Below are 16,964 nucleotides of genomic sequence, written 5' to 3' on the forward strand. Positions count from 1 at the left end.
TTTACTGCGAACCGATGAGGCTCCCTATGAAAACCCGTTTTATTCCTTCTGTACTATCGCTGGCCATCGCTGTGTCATTTAACGCCAGTGCTGACTACGCAAGCTTGGAAAACTATCAAGGAAAGCCTGCCAGCGAGCATACCACTGCGGTCAATGCCGAGCTGGCCAAGCAACTGCCATGGCAGGATGTGTCAGCCTTTGAGCGCACCCGCAAGGGCTTGATCGCCGAGTTTGGCGACCATCAGGCCGGCGAGCTAAAAAACCGTTTTGACTATATGTCGGATATGGACCTGCAAGATTTACCTGCCAGCGTGAATCCCTCTATCTGGCGACAGGGCATGCTTAACTACGCCGCAGGTGGCTTGTATCAGGTGACCGATGGGGTCTATCAAATCCGTGGCGCTGACTTGTCGAACATGACTATCTATCGCAGCGATAATGGCTACGTCATCCATGACCCGCTGCTGTCGAAAGAGGCGGCTAGCGCTTCCTGGGAGTTTGCCAAGCTGCATCTGCCCGCGATTAATGGCGAGCACAAGATCACCGGTATGATCTACTCACACATGCATGGCGATCACTTCGGCGGCTCGCGCGGCATCGTTGAGTCGGGTGATTTTGCTGAGGGCGCTGAGATCTATGCGCCGAAAGACTTTATCAAAGAGCTGGCTGACGAGAACGTGATTGCTGGTACCGCCATGAGTCGCCGGGCTAACTACCAATATGGCACGACCTTGGGTAACGACCCGAAAGGGATCGTCGACAATGCGCTTGGGCTGGGCACCTCGCGAGGCAAGGTAACCTTGGTGGCGCCAACCCATGAAGTGCAGCCGCGCGAGAAGCTGATTACCATCGACGGGCTGGAGTTCCTTGCCATCAATATGCCCGGCGCCGAAGCGCCAGCAGAGATGGTGTTGTATGTGCCCAAGTACCGCTCGCTCAATACCGCCGAGCTGACCTACGACGGAATGCATAATATCTACACCTTCCGCGGCGCCAAGGTGCGTGATGCGCTAGTGTGGACCAAGTATCTTACCGAGCTCAAGCTGCGCTTCGTCGATAGCGGTCTGGTCGATAACATCCATGCTGCCCACTCCGCACCGGTGTGGAACAACCCGGACAGTGAGCTGAATGAGATCAGCGAGTACATGACGCTGCAGCGCGACAACTATGGTTTTATCCATAACCAAGCGATGCGTCTGGCTAACCATGGTGTCACCATCAACGATGTTGGTCGCGAGATTGAAAAGTTGGTGCCACAATCGCAGCTCGATACTTGGCACACCAATGGCTACCACGGCTCATACAGCCACAATGCGCGGGCGGTGGTGAACCTGTACTTGGGTTATCACGATATGAACCCGGTCAACACCAATCCGCTGCAAACTCAAGATAAGTCTTGCGTATATGTGCAAGCCGCTGGCGCTGAGGTGCTCTACCAAGCGGGCATGCAGCACTTTAACCAAGGCGAGTATCAGCAAGCCTCGCAGCTATTTAACGACTTGGTGCAGTGTCAGCCTGACAACACCCAGTATCGCTTTGCCTTGGCAGATAGCTTCGAGCAGCAGGGCTACCAGTCTGAGACTATGGCTTGGCGTAACTCTTACCTGCAAGGGGCGGTGGAACTGCGCACCGGCGAGATCCAGCCTTCCATCAAGCTGGCATCGCCTGATGTCATCGCCAATACCCCAACCGGTATGTTCCTGGACTTTATGGCGGTACAGCTTAACGCCGAGAAGGCCGAGCAAGCGGGGCTGAACTTCACCTTTGGCGTCGTTCACCCAGAGCTGGATGAGCAGTTCTACGGCGAGGTCTCCAACGCCAATATGGCTAACATTGAGGTGGATACCCTTCCGCGCACCGATGTGACACTGACCATCAGCAAAGGGGCTCTGACCCAGTTGGTGCTGGGGAACAGCGATCTGGATAGCTTGTTAAGCTCGGGCGCCGCTCAGCTCGAGGGCGATGGCGAGTTGCTTGAGAGCCTGATGGCGAGCTTGGACAGCTTCGATGGCCTGTTCGAAATCTTACCCATGCCGCAGCGTTAAGTTCGGTAGCGTAAAGAAAAGCCCTCCTATCTTGGAGGGCTTTTGGCTTCTGGACGAGAATATCCAGCTAGCGCCCTAAGACGATTGCTCAACGGATTGCTTGGTCAGCCACTTATTCAATGAGTCTTCTAGAGTTTTCTTGTTGATGGGCTTGGTCAGGTAATCGTCCATCCCGGCGTCGAGGCATTTCTCCCGGTCGCCCTGCATGGCGTTGGCGGTCATGGCGATGATCGGCACCTGCTGATTGATGTTGGGATCGTTTGAGTTGCGGATCCGTTGGGTGGCTTCGTAGCCATCCATCTCGGGCATCAGGCAGTCCATATACACCAAGTCATAGTCCGCATCGCCGGCCAAGGCGGCTAAGGCCTCTTGGCCGCTGTCGGCTTTGTCGGCGCGGATGCGCTTGCTCAGCATCGATTGCAGCACTAGCTGGTTGGTGGTGACATCGTCGACGATCAACACGTGGGCCTTGTACTGAGGCCGCTGATTCGGGGTATCTGGGGTAACCATGATCTGTTTGGCGCGGGCATCTTCTATACCCGAGACTTTTCTAAGAATGTTGAGTAGATCTGCCTGCTGCATCGGCTTGGTGAGGTAGCCACTAAAGCCGATGTGTTTAAACAAGGAGGAGTCGCCCATCTGTGCCACCGAGGAGTGCATAATCAGCTTGGTGCTCTTAAGTCTGGGATCGGCTAGGACCCGTTCGGCTAGCTCGACACCGCTCATCTCGGGCATTTGGTAATCGATTATAGCAATGGTAAAGGGTTTGCCGAGGTCGTCGGCTAGTTGTAAGGCTTCAAGAGCCTGCTCCCCAGAGCTGACTGAGTGATGCTCGATCTGCCAAATCTTGAGTAAGCTATCGAGCAGGTTGCGGTTGGTGGCCACATCGTCCACCACCAAGATCCGTTGCTGCTGCAGGTTGCCGCAAGGCAGGTAGACCACAGCGTTGTCTGGCGCGTGCTGCAAGGGTAGGGTAAACCAGAAGGTCGAGCCCTCGCCGGGGGTACTGATAACCCCTATCTCGCCGCCCATCATCTCGGTGAGGGTTTTACAGATGGCCAAACCTAGGCCGGTGCCGCCGTACTTGCGGGTGGTGGAGCTATCGGCTTGGGAGAAGCGGGTAAATAGCTTTTCTTGCTGCTCTGGCTTGATACCGATACCTTTGTCGACCACCTCAAAGCGCAGCTGATTGGCCGATTCAAGCTGCTGCTCAACCCTTATATTCACCGCAATCTCGCCATGCTCGGTAAACTTAATCGCATTGTTTACCAAGTTACTCAACACCTGACGGATCCGGCCGGGATCGCCGCGATAGCACTGATCGATAACCGGAGTGGCAGGGCAGATCAGCTGAATGCCTTTGCGCTCGGCAGAGATGTAGAGCATGCCGCCGACATCTTCCACCAACTCGCCGAGGTCGAAATCCACCGATTCCAGCTCAATCTTGCCAGCCTCAATCTTCGAGAAATCGAGGATGTCGTTGATGATCGCTAGCAAAGACTCGGCACTGTTCTTGGCCGTTTCGGTCATTCTCAGCTGCTGCTCGTCTAAGTCGGTATCCAACAGTAGATTGGTCATGCCGATAACCCCGTTCATCGGGGTGCGGATCTCATGGCTCATGGTCGACAGAAACTCGCTCTTGGCGCGGGCGGCGGCCTCGGCGTTCTTGCGTTCTTCGCGTAGCTTTTGGTTGTAATCACGCATCTGCAGGTCGCTTTTCACTAAGCTTTGCGCCATCTCATTGAGGCCAACGGTCAGCTCGGCCAACTCGTCTCTCCCTTGCAAGTGCTCGCTGGAAGCCAGCAGCCGTTGGCCTTGTTTAAGTTTGCCTCGCGACACTTGCTTGGTGGCATCGCGCAGTAGGCGAATGCGTTTCTTGACTCGATTAGCGGCCCAAACCGCCACCAATATTGAGGCGGCCGCAGCCAGAAAGGTGCCGAGAAACAGCACCATGCTGGTTTGGTTGGCGGAGTGTTGTGATTTTTCGATGCGTACCGCAATCAGCTTGTTCTCACTCTCAATAAAGCGGGCAATCTTGGTACGGGTGGCATCAATGATGTTTTTGCCAACCTCTTGTTGCACCAGCTCCACAATGCTCTGCATCGAGGCTTGACCATCACTGACCAGTTCTCGCTGTAGGATCTCCTTGTACGCCGCCTCTTTCAGCTATTGGTCGTGTAGCTCGCCAATCGTGGCCAAGCGTTCAACCTGAGCCGGGTTATCGCTGACTTGGTTGGATAGCGCGGCCAGCTTTTGATCCCACACACTTAATGACGCGTGAAAGGGCTCGAGAAAGGCTTCGTTGCCGGTGAGCAGATAGCCGCGTTTACCGGTTTCCATATCCACCACCAGGCTCAGCAGCTCTTGGGCGCGGGCTATCGCCTTGTGGGTGTGGGCGACCCAGTGGTTGTCTTCCACCATCGATTGGGTGTTCTGGTAGGCAGAGACTGACACTAGCAGCATCAGTAGCACCGGAATGGCAAAGCTACCCAGTAACTTCTTCTGTACAGAGAGGTTTTCAACGCGAAGGATCAGTGAGGGCATATCAAACCAGCGAGTAATGAATGGAATAGTTTTCAGTCTAGAACAAGTGTCTGATTTGTTAGTAATCAGAGGCTTGAATTTGGCGAGGGCTTAATAAGAAAAAGGCTGGAAGTATGTACTCCCAGCCTTTGATAAAACCAATAACAACGGGTTAGATCTGCCCTTTCCAAGGCACCAGCTTGGTTTCCATATAGCGCATCAGCATATCGAACAGGTAGGCAATCACCCCGATAATCACAATCCCGGCAATCACTACATCCGTCACCAAGAACTCCGAGGCGTTCAGCACCATAAAGCCGATACCGCGCTCAGCGGCGACCATCTCGGCGGCCACCAAGGTGGTCCAGCCAAAGCCGATGGCGATGCGCATACCGGTCAGGATATCTGGCAGAGCACCGTGTAGAATCACCTGGGTCACCACTTGCCTGCGGCTCGCGCCCATCGAGTAGGCCACTTGGATCTGCTCAATCTTCACCGAGCTGACACCAGCGCGGGCACTGAGCACCACTGGGGCCAACATAGCGAGGAAGATCAGCATAATCTTGCTGCTCTCATCGATACCCATCCAGATAATCACCAATGGCAGGTAAGCCAGCGGCGGCAGAGGGCGGTAGAACTCAATCAGCGGATCGAAGATCCCGCGCATCACCCGGCTGCAGCCAATCGCCACACCTAGAGGAATACCAATCAGGCAGGCCAAGGCAAAGGAGCCGAAGATCCGCCCCAGACTGGCCGCTAAGTGCTGGCCCAAGGTAGCGCCGGAGAAGCCATCGAGGGTGATATCGACCATCCGTGCCACCACATCCACCGGCGAGGGCAAGAACAGCGGGCGCACCATGCCGGTTTCAGTGACCAAGGCCCACAGGCCGATAAAGAACAGGGTGGAGAACAGCGCGATGATGCGGCTGTCGCCAGCGCCGGGCTGGCCGTAGTACTCGCCGCTGGCCACCGGTGAGCCTTTTTGCAGCTTGTTTAGCTGGCGGACAATCATTTGCGCGAAGGGGGTGAGCTCGCGGCCATTGCTGCTTGTGGTGACAGCAGGTGCGGGCTTGTTGATGCTAGGTTTGGTTGCCTCGGCGCTCTCAGGCATCTCACTGAGCGCATCCATGGGTAGGCTGTTGCTCGTCATAATCACTCCTAGGCTGCGATTTCATCGCCGTGAATAATGGCGAGGATCTTCTCGCGCATCGCAATAAACTCAGGGCTGGATTTCACCTGACGGGCATTGCGGGTCTCGAGAAATTGTTGGTTAAAGTTGAGTTCAAACTCGTGGGTAATCCGGCCGGGGCGCGGCGACATTACGATCAGGCGAGTCGCCAGTAGCAGCGCTTCATCCACGTCGTGGGTGATGAAGAACATCATCTTGTGGGTCTCGCGCCACACATCCAGCAGTAGTTCTTGTAGTGATTCGCGGGTCAGCGCATCCAGCGCGCCGAGTGGCTCATCCAGTAGTAGCATCTGCGGGTCGTTGGTCAGGGCGCGGGCAATACCGACACGTTGCTGCATCCCGCCGGAGAGTTGGTAGATCTTGTGCTGGTGGAAGTCTTCAAGGCCCACCAGTTTGAGAAACTTAGCGGCGCGTTCGCGGCGCTCTTGCTTGTCGACCCCTTGTAGCTTGAGGCCGAACTCGGTGTTTTCAATCACATTTAGCCAAGGCAGCAAGGCGTGCTTTTGAAACACCACCCCGCGGTCTGCGCCGGGGCCGGTGACTTCGTCGCCGATATCCAGCCCAACGGCAACCCGTGGGTAGCCTTCGATTCGACTATCGCCCAAGGTGAGGTAGCCATCGGTGGGGCGGATAAAGCCGGCAATCAGGTTGAGCAGGGTGGTCTTGCCGCAGCCAGAAGCACCCAACGCAACGACCAGATCGCCTTGCTCGATAGTCAGGTTGACTTCATTAAGGGCGGTGACTGGGTCACCGCCTTGAGCTGCAGGATAGACAACCGAGACGTCGTGGATCTTTAACTTATTCATGGTTGGTTCCTGTGCTGATTCAGATAGTTGCTTATTACGTTTGTGGCCTGCGCGCTGTTACATCTCGGCAGCGGCTTCAGCAAAGCTGGTATTCACAAACTGGCTGTAGTCAGGCAGCAGCTCGTTAATCTTCTTCTGCTCTTTCAAAAACTCAGAGGTGAACTGTAGTGACTTGGTGGCACCGCCATCTGCGCCACAGCCCAGCCAGGCACAGCTCAATTGTGTGTCGATATCTGGGAAGTCGTACAGGGCCAGTACTTCAGGCACGGTTGAGACTTCGCCGCCGCTTACTTTGGCAATCGATTGGGCAATCGGGTGATCGGGCGTGAAGGCCTGTTTGTTGGCACGATACTCTGCATCCAAGTCGGAGATGATCTTCACCAGCTTGTTCATAAACTCGGTGTTTTCTGCGGCGAACTCGGTGCCAACCACCAGGCCATCGAAGGTTGGCTTGCCCCAAGCGCTGAGGGTGGCTGAGGAGATCAGCACCTTACCGCTTTGCTTGATGGTGCCAAGGGCTGGATCCCAGATAAATGCGCCGTCGATATCGCCGCGCTGCCATGCTGCCGCAATGGCGTTAGGCTGCATGTTAATCAGCTTCACGTCTTTCTCGGTCAGGCCGAACTGCTCCAGTGCGAACAGGGCGTGGAAGTGGGTGGTTGACACAAAGGGCACCGCAATGCGCTTGCCAACCAAGTCTTTCGGTTCATTGATGCCTGAGTCTTCATGTACCACCAGTGCTTCTGCATCGGCGATGTTCTCCAGAATCCAGAACAGCTGCATATCAACGCCACGGCTTACCGCACTGGCAATCGGGCTGGAACCGGCCGAGGTGATATCCACCGCGCCCGCGGCCATGGCGGTCATCGCTTTCGCGCCAGAGTCGAAGCGACGCCACTTAATGGTGTAGCCGGTTTCTTTCTCAACCAGTTGTTGGTCGATAGCGTGCTTCCATGGGTTAAACATTCCCTGATACCCAATGGTGACTTCTTTGGCGCTGACGCTGGCAGCCATGACAGCTGCAGTAATGGCGACAAGGCCTCGTTTCAAAATTCGTGTGTTCATAACTCATCCTTTGTTACTTAAACGACCGATGGACCGTGATTGAGGTTCATCTTTAAGTTACTTGCGCGTATTCCCATGACTTAGGGCCAATTTTTTAAATCGTTGGTCCAGCGTCTGCTGGCTGTATTTTGTTCGTGGCTGGCGGAGAAATTGCAGTGCCTACCTTCACTAATGGGGTGCAATGCAAGATTTCGTCCTGATTCAGGGAGGGTGTATGACCGAGCTACTAATTAATCTGGAACTCAAGCCGGGTAAGAGCTATCAGCGGCAGATCCGAGAGAAACTCGTTGAATTAATTAGCAAAGGCCAGTTTGGCGGGCGCCCGCTGCCGTCCAGCCGTAGGATGGCTAAGCTGCTGGGGGTATCGCGAAACACCGTGGTTCTGGTCTATGAAAGCCTGGTGGATGAGGGCTATTTATTGGCAAAAGAGCGCAGTGGTTTCTTTGTAAACCCGGAAGTTCAGGAGGCAAGCCTCCCCAAGGTAGTGCAAAACCCTACTGATAATAAGGATAATGCGCCAAAGTGGAGCGCACGTATCCAGCACCAGCCCAGCGCCTATAGTCGACTAAATAAAGACAAGGCCTGGCTCAGTTATCCCTATCCCTTTATCTATGGGCAGATCGAAGCCAAAGAGTTCCCCATCTACCAGTGGCGCGAATGCCTGCGCATCGCCCAGAGCCGCAACAGCCTGCACGAGTGGGTGGAAGATTACATCGACGATGATGCCCCCGAGCTGGTGGCGCAGATCCGCCAGCAGATCCTCTCAAAGCGCGGCATCGTGGCCGAAGAGGGCGAGGTGCTGGTGACCATGGGCACCCAGAACTCGCTGTTTATGCTGGCCTCTCTACTGGCTGGGCCGCAGGTGAAGGTAGGCATGGAAGACCCCGGCTATGCCGATCTGCGCAACATCTTTAGGTATCAGCAGGCCCAGCTTAAGCCCTTGGACTTGGACGATCAGGGCCTGGTGCTAGGCGAGCAACTGCGTGATTGCGACTATGTGTGTGTAACCCCAAGCCATCAGTATCCCACCACCGTGACCATGCCACTTGAGCGGCGCCAACGCTTATTGGCGCAAGCGGAGCGGGACGACTTTCTGGTGGTAGAAGATGACTACGAAAGCGAGGTTAACTTTATTGAAGCGCCGCTACCGGCACTCAAAAGCCTCGATAGCAGCGGCCGGGTGATCTACGTGGGCAGCCTGTCTAAGTCGCTCTCGCCGGGCCTGCGGTTGGGCTATATTGTCGCGGATCGCCGTCTCATTGATGAACTGCGTGCACTGCGCCGACTTAACTATCGCCATCCGCCCGCTAACAACCAACGCACCTTGGCGCTGTTTATTGCACAGGGCTATTACGATAGCCATGTACGCCGAATGCGCCGCCTCTACGAGCAAAAATGGTGGCAGGTAAAACAAGGGCTGGATCGCTATCTAAGCCATTGCCAGCTGCACTCTACCCCCGGTAGCTTTTGTTTTTGGCTGGGGCTGCCCGATGGTCTTAGCAGCGAGTACTTGGTTGCGGAGGCGGCTAAGCTGGGGATCTTGGTCGAATCGGGCGATAGCCTGTTCTTCAACGGCATGCCCGAGCAGCACTATATCCGCATTGGCTTCTCGGCCATTGAGAGTGATAGGATTGAAGCGGGCTTGAGCAAACTGGGTGAGCTGATTAGCCAGCTCACCGGTTTACCCAGACCGGCCAAGGCGAAGAGTGTCGCCTGACTAGGTTGGGCGGCTAGGCGTTAGTAGAATGCTGGGTGGTAGCTTACGTCGCCATTTGGCTTTTGAGCGCTCATCGCAAGCGCCATAAAGTAATCCTGAGGGATACCCGGGAAGACAATGGTGTCATCGTGCTTAAAGCCAAATCGTCCGTAATAGCTAGGGTCCCCCATCACCACTAAGCCTTCAGCGCCTTGTTGCTGCATCATTTCCAGCGCTTGGCGGATGAGTTGCGATCCCACGCCTTTCCCTTGCTTAGCAGGTAGCACCGATACCGGGCCAAGACCAAACCAGTGCTGCCCGACTTCCGCCTCACCAATCTTCACTGGAGACAAGGCGATATGGCCGACTATCTCTCCATCAACCTCCGCTACTAGTGACAGGCTAAGCGCGCCGGCCTCACGCAGTTTGTCTACGATCACATGCTCGGTGGGCTCAGCGCCGGGTTCATGATGGGGATGGCCTTTAAACGCGGCATAGGTCAGCGCGCGGATGGAATCGATGTCGGCTAGGGCTTCGTGACGTATTTGCATGCGGGGTCTTCGTAATAACTAAATGAATATCGCACATCCTAAACTATGGAGTTATAGACAGGTCAACACTCCTTAATCAATAAAGCACTGATTGGTAGCGGCTCCACGCCGCACACTAGCGGCTATTCTTGAGGGATACTTACAAAAGGAGTTCAATATGCTGGCCAAAATCATCGGTGTTCTATTAATAGTTGCAGGCGTTGTATTGGCGTGGAATCCCGAACTTGTCAGCAACAAACCCATTCCCAGCGATACCTTTCAAGCCACCGAGCGGCGGATTTGGTGGGGCCTACTCATCGGTGCTGGGACGCTGCTGATGTTCCACCATCAGCTGCAGCCGTGGGGCGCTACTATTGCCGCCACTGGCGCGTCACTGTTGTTTGGCCTGTTGGTGGCAAGGCTGATCGGCATCATGCTCGATGGCCCGGTGCTGAAGCAATGGATTAACGTGGGAATCGAGTTGGTGATTTTGCTGCCGCTGGTGTGGTGGTATTTCCGCGCTCGAACCTAGCGCGGTGCTTTCCTGCAAGCCTTGATGCCGGCTCTCGCCATTCTAAGCCGAAGCCAAGCTACAACCCCCAGCTTATCCCGGTTTTCTGCTCTGACAGGGCCCATAGCTCACTGGCCATGGCGCGGTCGAGGGCGACCTCATCAAGCTGACACTCGCCCACCGGACCTACTGTATCGGCTCGTTGGGTTGGGCCGTATAGGCGCAGTGGCGTGAGTGCCTCGCTGGTTGCGCACATTACCTCGGGCCATGAGCCCTTCTCGGCGGACTGGGCAATCACCCGTTGTAGCACCGACCACAGGATCTTGTTAAAGCGGCTAGCGGTATCCATCAGCAAGTTGGTGCGAGAAGCGCCGGGGTGGCAGATCTGTACCTGAACCTGCTTGCCCGTAGCCTCAATGCGGCGTTGTAGCTCAAAGCCAAACATCATTTGCGCCAGCTTACTTTGGGCATAGGAGTTCCAAGCGGTGTAGTTGTTGTCGAAGTTCAGATCGTCAAACTGAATCCGCTTTAGCCCCATCTTGTAGGCATTGCTCCCCACCACCACGATACGCCCCTGCGAGGCGTTGATGCGCTCGAACAGTAGCCTACACAGCAAAAAATGACCGAAGTGATTAACGCCAAGTTGGCTTTCAAAGCCATCGACGGTGAGTTGCTGCTTGGCCACTTGAGCGATGGCGCCATTGCAGATCAGCGCATCGATGTGGTCAACGCGCTCGAGGATTTGTGCGGCGGCGTCGCGTACCGAGTTCAACTCTGCCAGGTCCATACGAATAAACGAGACCTTGGCGTCGTTACCAAACTCCTGCTTCAAGCTGTGAATGGCTGCTGCAGATTTATCGTTGTTGCGATTGAGCATTACCACGCGGGCCCCTTTTGAGAGAAACACCCGACTTGCCTCAAAGCCAGCGCCGGAGTTTGCGCCGCTAATCAGATAGGTCTTGCCGGTCAGGGAGCCAAGTTGCGCTGGTGTCCAACCTTGAGTGTTGCGTTTACTGTGGGTGTTGCGTTTGCTGTGGGTGTTCATGCTTCAAGCTCCCCGGTTTGCGTTGATGGTGTCTGTGCTGCTTAGGCGCTTAGCCGCGTTAAGCGCTGGCTTAGGGCTGAGTGAAAGCAGTGGTCGTTGTGCGTTTGAACTATATGTCTCGGTGTGGTCGCAAACTAGGCGCTTTAGTCGCTAAAAATTGCCTAATTGTCTCGCTTGCTTGAATGCAGCGGCAGGCGGCGCTAGTTTGAAAGCATGAGTAAACACCAGATAAAACACCTTGTAGTGCAGGCCCTCCATGAAGATGGCTTGCTCGATACCGGCATCGCTGGCGTGCAGTTATTTCGCGTCAGCCAGTCGGTAAGCTGCGCTCCGGCGGTATATCAACCGACCGTGGTGGCGATTGTGAGTGGCGCGAAACAGGCCATCCTCGATGGCAAGCGCTACCACTACGACAGCAGCCAGTATCTGTGCTGCCCGATGTCGATGCCGGTGGAAGCGGGCACACCCGAGGCATCACCAGACAATCCCTTGCTGGGGGTCTATATCACCCTCGATCCTAAGTTAATGACCGATTTGGCCCTCGAGATGGAGCGCGCCAATACGTCGCTTCGTCCGCCGCAACATGGCATGCATCCCGAGGGGCTAACCCTGGCGCGCTGGGATGAACGCTTTACGGATGCACTGCTGCGACTGCTGCAATTGAGCGGCAACGCCACTGACAGCGCGATACTGGGAGAAGGGCGCTTACGCGAGCTTTATTACGCCATCTTAAAGGGGGATGCGGGACACGCCGCCAGACGGGCCTTTGGGGTAGGCAACCAAATTGCCCGCTCAATCGAGCTGCTCTCGTCTCGCTTGGGTGAAGTGGTCACCATCGAGGAGATGGCTGCGCAGGTGGGGATGAGCCGCGCCGTGTTCCATCGCAAATTTAAGCAGGCGACCAGCATGTCGCCGATTCAGTTTGTGAAATCAATGCGCCTCAACAATGCTGCCATGAAGATCGCCGGAGGCACCCCAGTGAATGTTGCAGCCATGGAGGTGGGCTATGTCAGCTCATCACAGTTTAGTCGCGAGTTTAAGCGGATGTATGGGCAGTCACCGAAGCAATGGGGACTATCCCGGCAGCTACCGGGTGATATCGCACAAGGCTTGGTTTGAGTTAGAGCCAAAGCTCAAATTGCGCGCCTTGCCACATATTCCATCATCACTCCCAGAGCTAGGGCGACCTAGCTCCACTCCGTCACCAATCGCGGTGAAAACACAAGGATTACTGTCTACGCTGACGAGATATTGTTCTTGTCAGAATGTTTGAGTGAGCGACAAAGCCATGTTCATGTTTGGAAAGAAGTCAGAAGAAAACCTACCTAACACCCACGGTGACAATGTCCTAGTCGCCATGAACCACAGCCTCGCCATGATTGAGTTCAAGCCCGATGGCACCATCGTCGATGCCAGCGACTTGTTCTTGCAGTGCGTGGGTTACCGTAGAGACGAGATTAAAGGTCAGCATCATCGCATCTTCTGCGATAAGCGCTATGCAAACAGCGCTGAGTACAGCCAGTTTTGGCGGGATATTGCCGCAGGAAAACAGCAGTCTGGCACCTTTGAGCGTTTCGACAAGCAAGGCAACAAGATCATGTTGGATGCGACCTACTTCCCCATCAGAAATGAGCAAGGCGAAGTCACCGGGGCCATGAAGATTGCCAACGATGTCACCCAGATCTTTGAGCAAGAGCGCACTCAAAAAGCCATTCTCGATGCCTTGGACAAATCCATGGCGGTGATTGAGTTCGATGTGAAAGGTAACATTATTCAGGCCAACCAAAACTTCCTGGCGACGCTGGGTTACTCGGCCAACGAGGTGGTAGGCAAACACCATCGCATCTTCTGTTTTGATGATTTCTACCAACAGAATCCGAACTTCTGGCAAGAGCTGGGTAATGGCGAGATCAAATCAGGCCAGTTCCTACGCAAAAGCGCCAGCGGCAGCAATGTCTGGATCGAGGCCACCTACAACCCGGTTTACGACGAGCACGGCAAGGTGCACAAGGTCATCAAGTTTGCCTCGGATATCACTGAGGAAGTCGAGAAGAACCGCGCCATTGCCGAGGCCTCGGAGATTGCCCACAGCACCTCGGTAGAAACTGCCCAAATCGCCAAGCAAGGGGCCAACTTGCTGGCGGACTCGGTTGAGGTATCGCAAAACATCTCGCGGCAAGTGCAAGAGACCGTCACCAAGGTGCAAACCTTAAATGAGCGCTCTAAAAGCATCGAGCAGATCGTCTCGACCATTAAAGGCATCGCCGAGCAGACCAACCTGCTGGCCCTGAATGCGGCTATTGAAGCGGCGCGGGCCGGGGATCAGGGGCGCGGATTCGCGGTGGTGGCCGATGAGGTTAGGCAATTGGCATCGCGCACTGCCGAGTCCACTTCGGAGATCACCGACGTGGTTAACGAAAACCAAGCGCTGACGGTATCTGTGACCAGCCTGATGGCCGAAGTAGCCGATATCTCCCAGCAAGGCAGCGATAAAATCTCTGAAGTCTCGGTGGTGATGGACGAGATCCACAAAGGCGCGGAAAACGTCTCGGAAACCGTGATGAACCTGACCGACAATCATTAAGCCGTTCGCTGTCACGTCTAGCCTCAATCGCTAGGCGTGACTGCTTTGGGGCCTGCGTCTTCCAGCCAATTACTCGTCAAACCCTCCTTCACATACCGACTGGCCTAACAGCTTCAGCCATCTGGCACTAAACCCAGACAAAGATCATTTCTATTCTAAACACACTAGTTAATAGCGCGATGGATTGGCGCTTAGCCCAAAGGATTATTCGGTAGCACCTCGCTATTGCAGACAAAGCTAAGGCAGTCCACCTCGTAACCATCCATACCCTGTGGGGCGGAGGAGAATAACGATGACTCAGTGTGTATTTATTACCGGTGCCACCTCCGGATTTGGTGAAGCCAGTGCACGCCGCTTTGCCAAGGCTGGCGCGAAGCTCATTCTTACCGGACGCCGTTTTGAACGCTTAGCAGCCTTAGCCGACGAGCTTCGCCCGCTGTGTGAGGTGCATATCGCCACCTTGGATGTGCGCGACGCCGAAGCGGTTGCCAAGATAGTTGAGGATCTGCCAGAGGCCTTCAGCCAGCCTACCGTGCTAGTCAACAACGCCGGACTGGCCAAGGGCACCGACCCAAGCTACGCCGCCAAGCTAGAAGATTGGCAGGTGATGATTGATACCAACGTTACCGGCCTGGTGAACGTTACCCACGCACTACTGCCGCGCTTGATGCAAAGCCCCGGTGCCAGCGTGGTCAACTTGGCCTCGATTGCCTCCAACTGGCCCTATCCCGGCAGCCATGTCTATGGCGCGTCCAAGGCATTTGTCGCCCAGTTCTCCCGTAACCTGCGCTGTGATTTAGCCGGAAAGGGCGTGCGCGTGACCAGCCTGGAGCCGGGCCTGTCGGAAAGTGAGTTCTCCTTGGTGCGCTTTGATGGCGACCAAGACAAGTACCAACAGCTTTATGGCGGCACCAATGCCTTGCAGCCCGAAGACATCGCAGAGCTTATCTTCTGGCTGGCCAATCAGCCACCGCATATCAATATCAACAGCCTGGAAGTGATGCCCACCTCGCAGGCCTGGAACAACTTCAACGTGGTCAAGCAAGACAGCTAAGCCACAAGCGAATCAAGTAACGATTTAAGCGAATATCTGTATTTAAGGAGTGAAACATGATTATTGGCGTACCTAGCGAGATTAAAGTCCACGAGTATCGGGTTGGTTTGGTACCTGCCTCTGTTCAAGAGTTGGTAAAACATGGCCACAGCGTGCTTATTCAAAGCGGTGCCGGTGTAGGAATTGGTATCAGCGACGACGACTACATCAAAGCCGGTGCCAGCATAGTTGGCTCAGCGGTGGATGTGTTCGCCCAAGCCGAGATGGTAGTGAAGGTGAAAGAACCACTGGCTGAAGAGCGCGCCATGCTGCGTGAAGACCAGCTGCTGTTCACCTACCTACACCTTGCCCCCGATGTGCCACAAACCGACGACCTACTGGGTAGCGGCGCGGTCTGTGTTGCCTACGAAACCGTAACAGCAGCTAACGGCTCGCTACCGCTGTTGGCGCCTATGTCAGAGGTTGCAGGTCGTATGGCGATACAGGCCGGCGCCCATTGTTTGGAAAAAGCCAATGGCGGTCTGGGCATGCTGCTTGGTGGTGTTAGTGGGGTTGAGCCCGCCAAGATCACCATCATCGGTGGCGGTGTGGTGGGTAAGAACGCCGCACAAATGGCAGCAGGCCTGCGCGCCGACGTGACTATTTTGGACAACAACATCGACACCCTGCGTGCGCTGGATAGCGAGTTCGGCGGTCAGGTGAAGACTGTGTTCTCCAACCAATACAACCTGGAAGCCTCGGTACTTGAAGCCGACTTGGTAATTGGTGGGGTACTGATCCCCGGTGCTGCCGCGCCGAAGCTGGTTACCGCTGAGATGATCAAAGCGATGAAGGCTGGCTCTGCAGTAGTCGATGTGGCGATTGACCAAGGCGGCTGCTTCGCCACCTCGAAAGCCACTACCCACGCAGAACCGACTTACATCGTCGATGATGTGGTTCACTACTGCGTGGCCAACATGCCGGGCGCAGTAGCGCGCACCTCAACCTTCGCCCTGAACAACGCGACCCTGCCCTATGTACTGCAGCTAGCGAACTTGGGTTACAAGCAAGCGCTGCTGGCGAATCCACATCTGTTGGCAGGCTTGAATGTGATGCATGGTCAGCTAACTAACCAAAGCGTGGGCGAGAGCCAAGCCAAGGACTTCTTGGATCCATTGGCGGCGTTGAAAGCGGCGTAACGATTTAATTTGATGGAAGGACCCGCTCAGCACTAACCGGCTGGGCGGGCTTTGTGCTTATTTATACACGGTGCGGCTGCACATTAGTTTGGTTATCTCGTAGGCGTTTTCACCCTCTGCGAGTTCAGGGTTCCAGCCATCTAGCGTGATGTTGTTCCAATTTCCACGGTACACACTCAAGTAGGTTTTAGGCACTTGAGGATCGTAAATAGGGGGGTGATACTTGAACAGGCTCTCTGAAACGAGATAATTTTGGTACCCATTCATTCGGCAGTAGAACAGGCCACTTACCCTAGACACGCCGTACCATTTTACTTGTGGATAGTAGAACGCCTTTTTCTCTACAACCGGTTGGGGTTCAACATGGAGCTTACATGTGACTGAGCTCAGTCTTGCCATATCGGGCACAATCGCAGTGGGAATACTGGCCATTAACTCCCACAAGCCTTCTCGATAGCGCAACATGATGTCGCCGTAGCCTTTATTGGTAAACGAACCACTTTCTAACAAGTAGTCGGGATTCTTCTCTTTACAGAACTGCTCTGCTGACGACTTATCGATAGGGTAGGACTGAGTAGAGTTCGAGTCGTACATCACATCGACGGCGCGAAGTGTTGGGTTCTCGAAGGTATACAGCTTATCGGCAGCGATAGTGGATATTGAAACGGTGCTTAGTATTGCGGCGGTTGCGAGTGTTGCAAGACGTGCGTGGCTCATTTTCAATTCCTTTTGGTTAAC

At 54.9% G+C, this 16,964-nt stretch carries 15 protein-coding genes; 7 read left to right on the forward strand and 8 right to left on the reverse strand.

Translation table 11 applies throughout. The features are described 5' to 3' along the window. Nucleotides 1-26: 26 nt before the first annotated feature. Complete coding sequence (locus G462_RS0109920; RefSeq protein ID WP_026958861.1) at nucleotides 27-2,045, forward strand: alkyl/aryl-sulfatase; 2,019 nt, start codon at nucleotides 27-29, stop codon at nucleotides 2,043-2,045. Nucleotides 2,046-2,120: 75 nt separating this feature from the next. On the opposite strand, the gene G462_RS22385 is transcribed toward G462_RS0109920, so the two are convergent. The 5 genes from G462_RS22385 to tauA all read right to left on the reverse strand — a co-directional run bounded on the left by G462_RS22385 (nucleotide 2,121) and on the right by tauA (nucleotide 7,628). Beyond that, complete coding sequence (locus tag G462_RS22385; protein WP_084405013.1) at nucleotides 2,121-4,148, reverse strand: response regulator; 2,028 nt, start codon at nucleotides 4,146-4,148, stop codon at nucleotides 2,121-2,123. 63 nt (nucleotides 4,149-4,211) lie between these two features. Further along, nucleotides 4,212-4,589, reverse strand: coding sequence for a CHASE3 domain-containing protein (locus G462_RS23925; RefSeq protein ID WP_026958862.1), 378 nt, complete (start codon nucleotides 4,587-4,589; stop codon nucleotides 4,212-4,214). Nucleotides 4,590-4,740: 151 nt separating this feature from the next. Continuing rightward, entirely contained in the window at nucleotides 4,741-5,718 is a 978-nt protein-coding gene (locus G462_RS0109935; RefSeq protein ID WP_084405014.1) for an ABC transporter permease subunit, read from the reverse strand. Nucleotides 5,719-5,726: 8 nt separating this feature from the next. Then, nucleotides 5,727-6,563, reverse strand: coding sequence for a taurine ABC transporter ATP-binding protein (locus G462_RS0109940; protein ID WP_026958864.1), 837 nt, complete (start codon nucleotides 6,561-6,563; stop codon nucleotides 5,727-5,729). Between the two features lie 57 nt (nucleotides 6,564-6,620). Next, on the reverse strand, nucleotides 6,621-7,628 hold the full coding sequence (gene tauA, locus G462_RS0109945) for a taurine ABC transporter substrate-binding protein (RefSeq protein WP_026958865.1): 1,008 nt from the start codon (nucleotides 7,626-7,628) through the stop codon (nucleotides 6,621-6,623). A gap of 214 nt (nucleotides 7,629-7,842) precedes the next feature. On the opposite strand from tauA, the gene pdxR reads away from it, so the two are divergent. Then, nucleotides 7,843-9,345: a MocR-like pyridoxine biosynthesis transcription factor PdxR gene (pdxR, locus tag G462_RS0109950; protein WP_026958866.1), complete on the forward strand. Its 1,503-nt coding sequence runs from the start codon at nucleotides 7,843-7,845 to the stop codon at nucleotides 9,343-9,345. A 20-nt stretch (nucleotides 9,346-9,365) separates the two neighbouring features. Here pdxR and G462_RS0109955 read toward each other — a convergent pair whose 3' ends face one another. Beyond that, nucleotides 9,366-9,875: a GNAT family N-acetyltransferase gene (locus G462_RS0109955; protein ID WP_026958867.1), complete on the reverse strand. Its 510-nt coding sequence runs from the start codon at nucleotides 9,873-9,875 to the stop codon at nucleotides 9,366-9,368. Nucleotides 9,876-10,032: 157 nt separating this feature from the next. Between G462_RS0109955 and G462_RS0109960 the strand changes: the two genes are divergently transcribed. Further along, nucleotides 10,033-10,386 carry a DUF4345 family protein gene (locus G462_RS0109960; RefSeq protein WP_026958868.1) on the forward strand — a complete coding sequence of 118 codons (354 nt, stop codon included), beginning with the start codon at nucleotides 10,033-10,035 and terminating at the stop codon, nucleotides 10,384-10,386. A 58-nt stretch (nucleotides 10,387-10,444) separates the two neighbouring features. Here G462_RS0109960 and G462_RS0109965 read toward each other — a convergent pair whose 3' ends face one another. Beyond that, nucleotides 10,445-11,410: an SDR family oxidoreductase gene (locus tag G462_RS0109965; RefSeq protein ID WP_026958869.1), complete on the reverse strand. Its 966-nt coding sequence runs from the start codon at nucleotides 11,408-11,410 to the stop codon at nucleotides 10,445-10,447. Nucleotides 11,411-11,623: 213 nt separating this feature from the next. On the opposite strand from G462_RS0109965, the gene G462_RS0109970 reads away from it, so the two are divergent. From G462_RS0109970 to ald, 4 genes are all read left to right on the forward strand, one after another. Beyond that, a complete protein-coding gene (locus G462_RS0109970; RefSeq protein WP_026958870.1) occupies nucleotides 11,624-12,529 on the forward strand; it encodes an AraC family transcriptional regulator in 906 nt (301 codons plus the stop codon). 169 nt (nucleotides 12,530-12,698) lie between these two features. Beyond that, nucleotides 12,699-13,994, forward strand: a complete 1,296-nt coding sequence (locus tag G462_RS0109975) for a methyl-accepting chemotaxis protein (protein WP_026958871.1) — start codon at nucleotides 12,699-12,701, stop codon at nucleotides 13,992-13,994. Between the two features lie 292 nt (nucleotides 13,995-14,286). Continuing rightward, nucleotides 14,287-15,048, forward strand: a complete 762-nt coding sequence (locus G462_RS0109980) for an SDR family oxidoreductase (RefSeq protein ID WP_026958872.1) — start codon at nucleotides 14,287-14,289, stop codon at nucleotides 15,046-15,048. A gap of 56 nt (nucleotides 15,049-15,104) precedes the next feature. Next, on the forward strand, nucleotides 15,105-16,226 hold the full coding sequence (gene ald / locus G462_RS0109985; protein ID WP_026958873.1) for an alanine dehydrogenase: 1,122 nt from the start codon (nucleotides 15,105-15,107) through the stop codon (nucleotides 16,224-16,226). Nucleotides 16,227-16,283: 57 nt separating this feature from the next. Here the strand turns inward: ald and G462_RS0109990 are convergent, their stop codons facing one another. After that, on the reverse strand, nucleotides 16,284-16,943 hold the full coding sequence (locus tag G462_RS0109990) for a hypothetical protein (protein ID WP_026958874.1): 660 nt from the start codon (nucleotides 16,941-16,943) through the stop codon (nucleotides 16,284-16,286). Nucleotides 16,944-16,964: the final 21 nt, after the last annotated feature.

This window comes from Aliagarivorans taiwanensis DSM 22990, from assembly GCF_000429505.1.
Taxonomy (GTDB): domain Bacteria; phylum Pseudomonadota; class Gammaproteobacteria; order Enterobacterales; family Celerinatantimonadaceae; genus Aliagarivorans; species Aliagarivorans taiwanensis.

What these genes read in the sequence shown, in the direction of transcription:
- G462_RS22385 (WP_084405013.1), bottom strand. Translation starts at nt 4,148, where the DNA reads ATGCAGAGCATTGTGGAGCTGGTGCAACAAGAGGTTGGCAAAAACATC.
- G462_RS0109940 (WP_026958864.1), bottom strand. Translation starts at nt 6,563, where the DNA reads ATGAATAAGTTAAAGATCCACGACGTCTCGGTTGTCTATCCTGCAGCT.
- G462_RS0109975 (WP_026958871.1), top strand. Translation starts at nt 12,699, where the DNA reads ATGTTCATGTTTGGAAAGAAGTCAGAAGAAAACCTACCTAACACCCAC.
- G462_RS23925 (WP_026958862.1), bottom strand. Translation starts at nt 4,589, where the DNA reads ATGCCCTCACTGATCCTTCGCGTTGAAAACCTCTCTGTACAGAAGAAG.
- G462_RS0109970 (WP_026958870.1), top strand. Translation starts at nt 11,624, where the DNA reads ATGAGTAAACACCAGATAAAACACCTTGTAGTGCAGGCCCTCCATGAA.
- ald (WP_026958873.1), top strand. Translation starts at nt 15,105, where the DNA reads ATGATTATTGGCGTACCTAGCGAGATTAAAGTCCACGAGTATCGGGTT.
- G462_RS0109965 (WP_026958869.1), bottom strand. Translation starts at nt 11,410, where the DNA reads ATGAACACCCACAGCAAACGCAACACCCACAGTAAACGCAACACTCAA.
- G462_RS0109955 (WP_026958867.1), bottom strand. Translation starts at nt 9,875, where the DNA reads ATGCAAATACGTCACGAAGCCCTAGCCGACATCGATTCCATCCGCGCG.
- G462_RS0109990 (WP_026958874.1), bottom strand. Translation starts at nt 16,943, where the DNA reads ATGAGCCACGCACGTCTTGCAACACTCGCAACCGCCGCAATACTAAGC.
- G462_RS0109960 (WP_026958868.1), top strand. Translation starts at nt 10,033, where the DNA reads ATGCTGGCCAAAATCATCGGTGTTCTATTAATAGTTGCAGGCGTTGTA.
- G462_RS0109980 (WP_026958872.1), top strand. Translation starts at nt 14,287, where the DNA reads ATGACTCAGTGTGTATTTATTACCGGTGCCACCTCCGGATTTGGTGAA.
- G462_RS0109935 (WP_084405014.1), bottom strand. Translation starts at nt 5,718, where the DNA reads ATGACGAGCAACAGCCTACCCATGGATGCGCTCAGTGAGATGCCTGAG.
- tauA (WP_026958865.1), bottom strand. Translation starts at nt 7,628, where the DNA reads ATGAACACACGAATTTTGAAACGAGGCCTTGTCGCCATTACTGCAGCT.
- G462_RS0109920 (WP_026958861.1), top strand. Translation starts at nt 27, where the DNA reads ATGAAAACCCGTTTTATTCCTTCTGTACTATCGCTGGCCATCGCTGTG.
- pdxR (WP_026958866.1), top strand. Translation starts at nt 7,843, where the DNA reads ATGACCGAGCTACTAATTAATCTGGAACTCAAGCCGGGTAAGAGCTAT.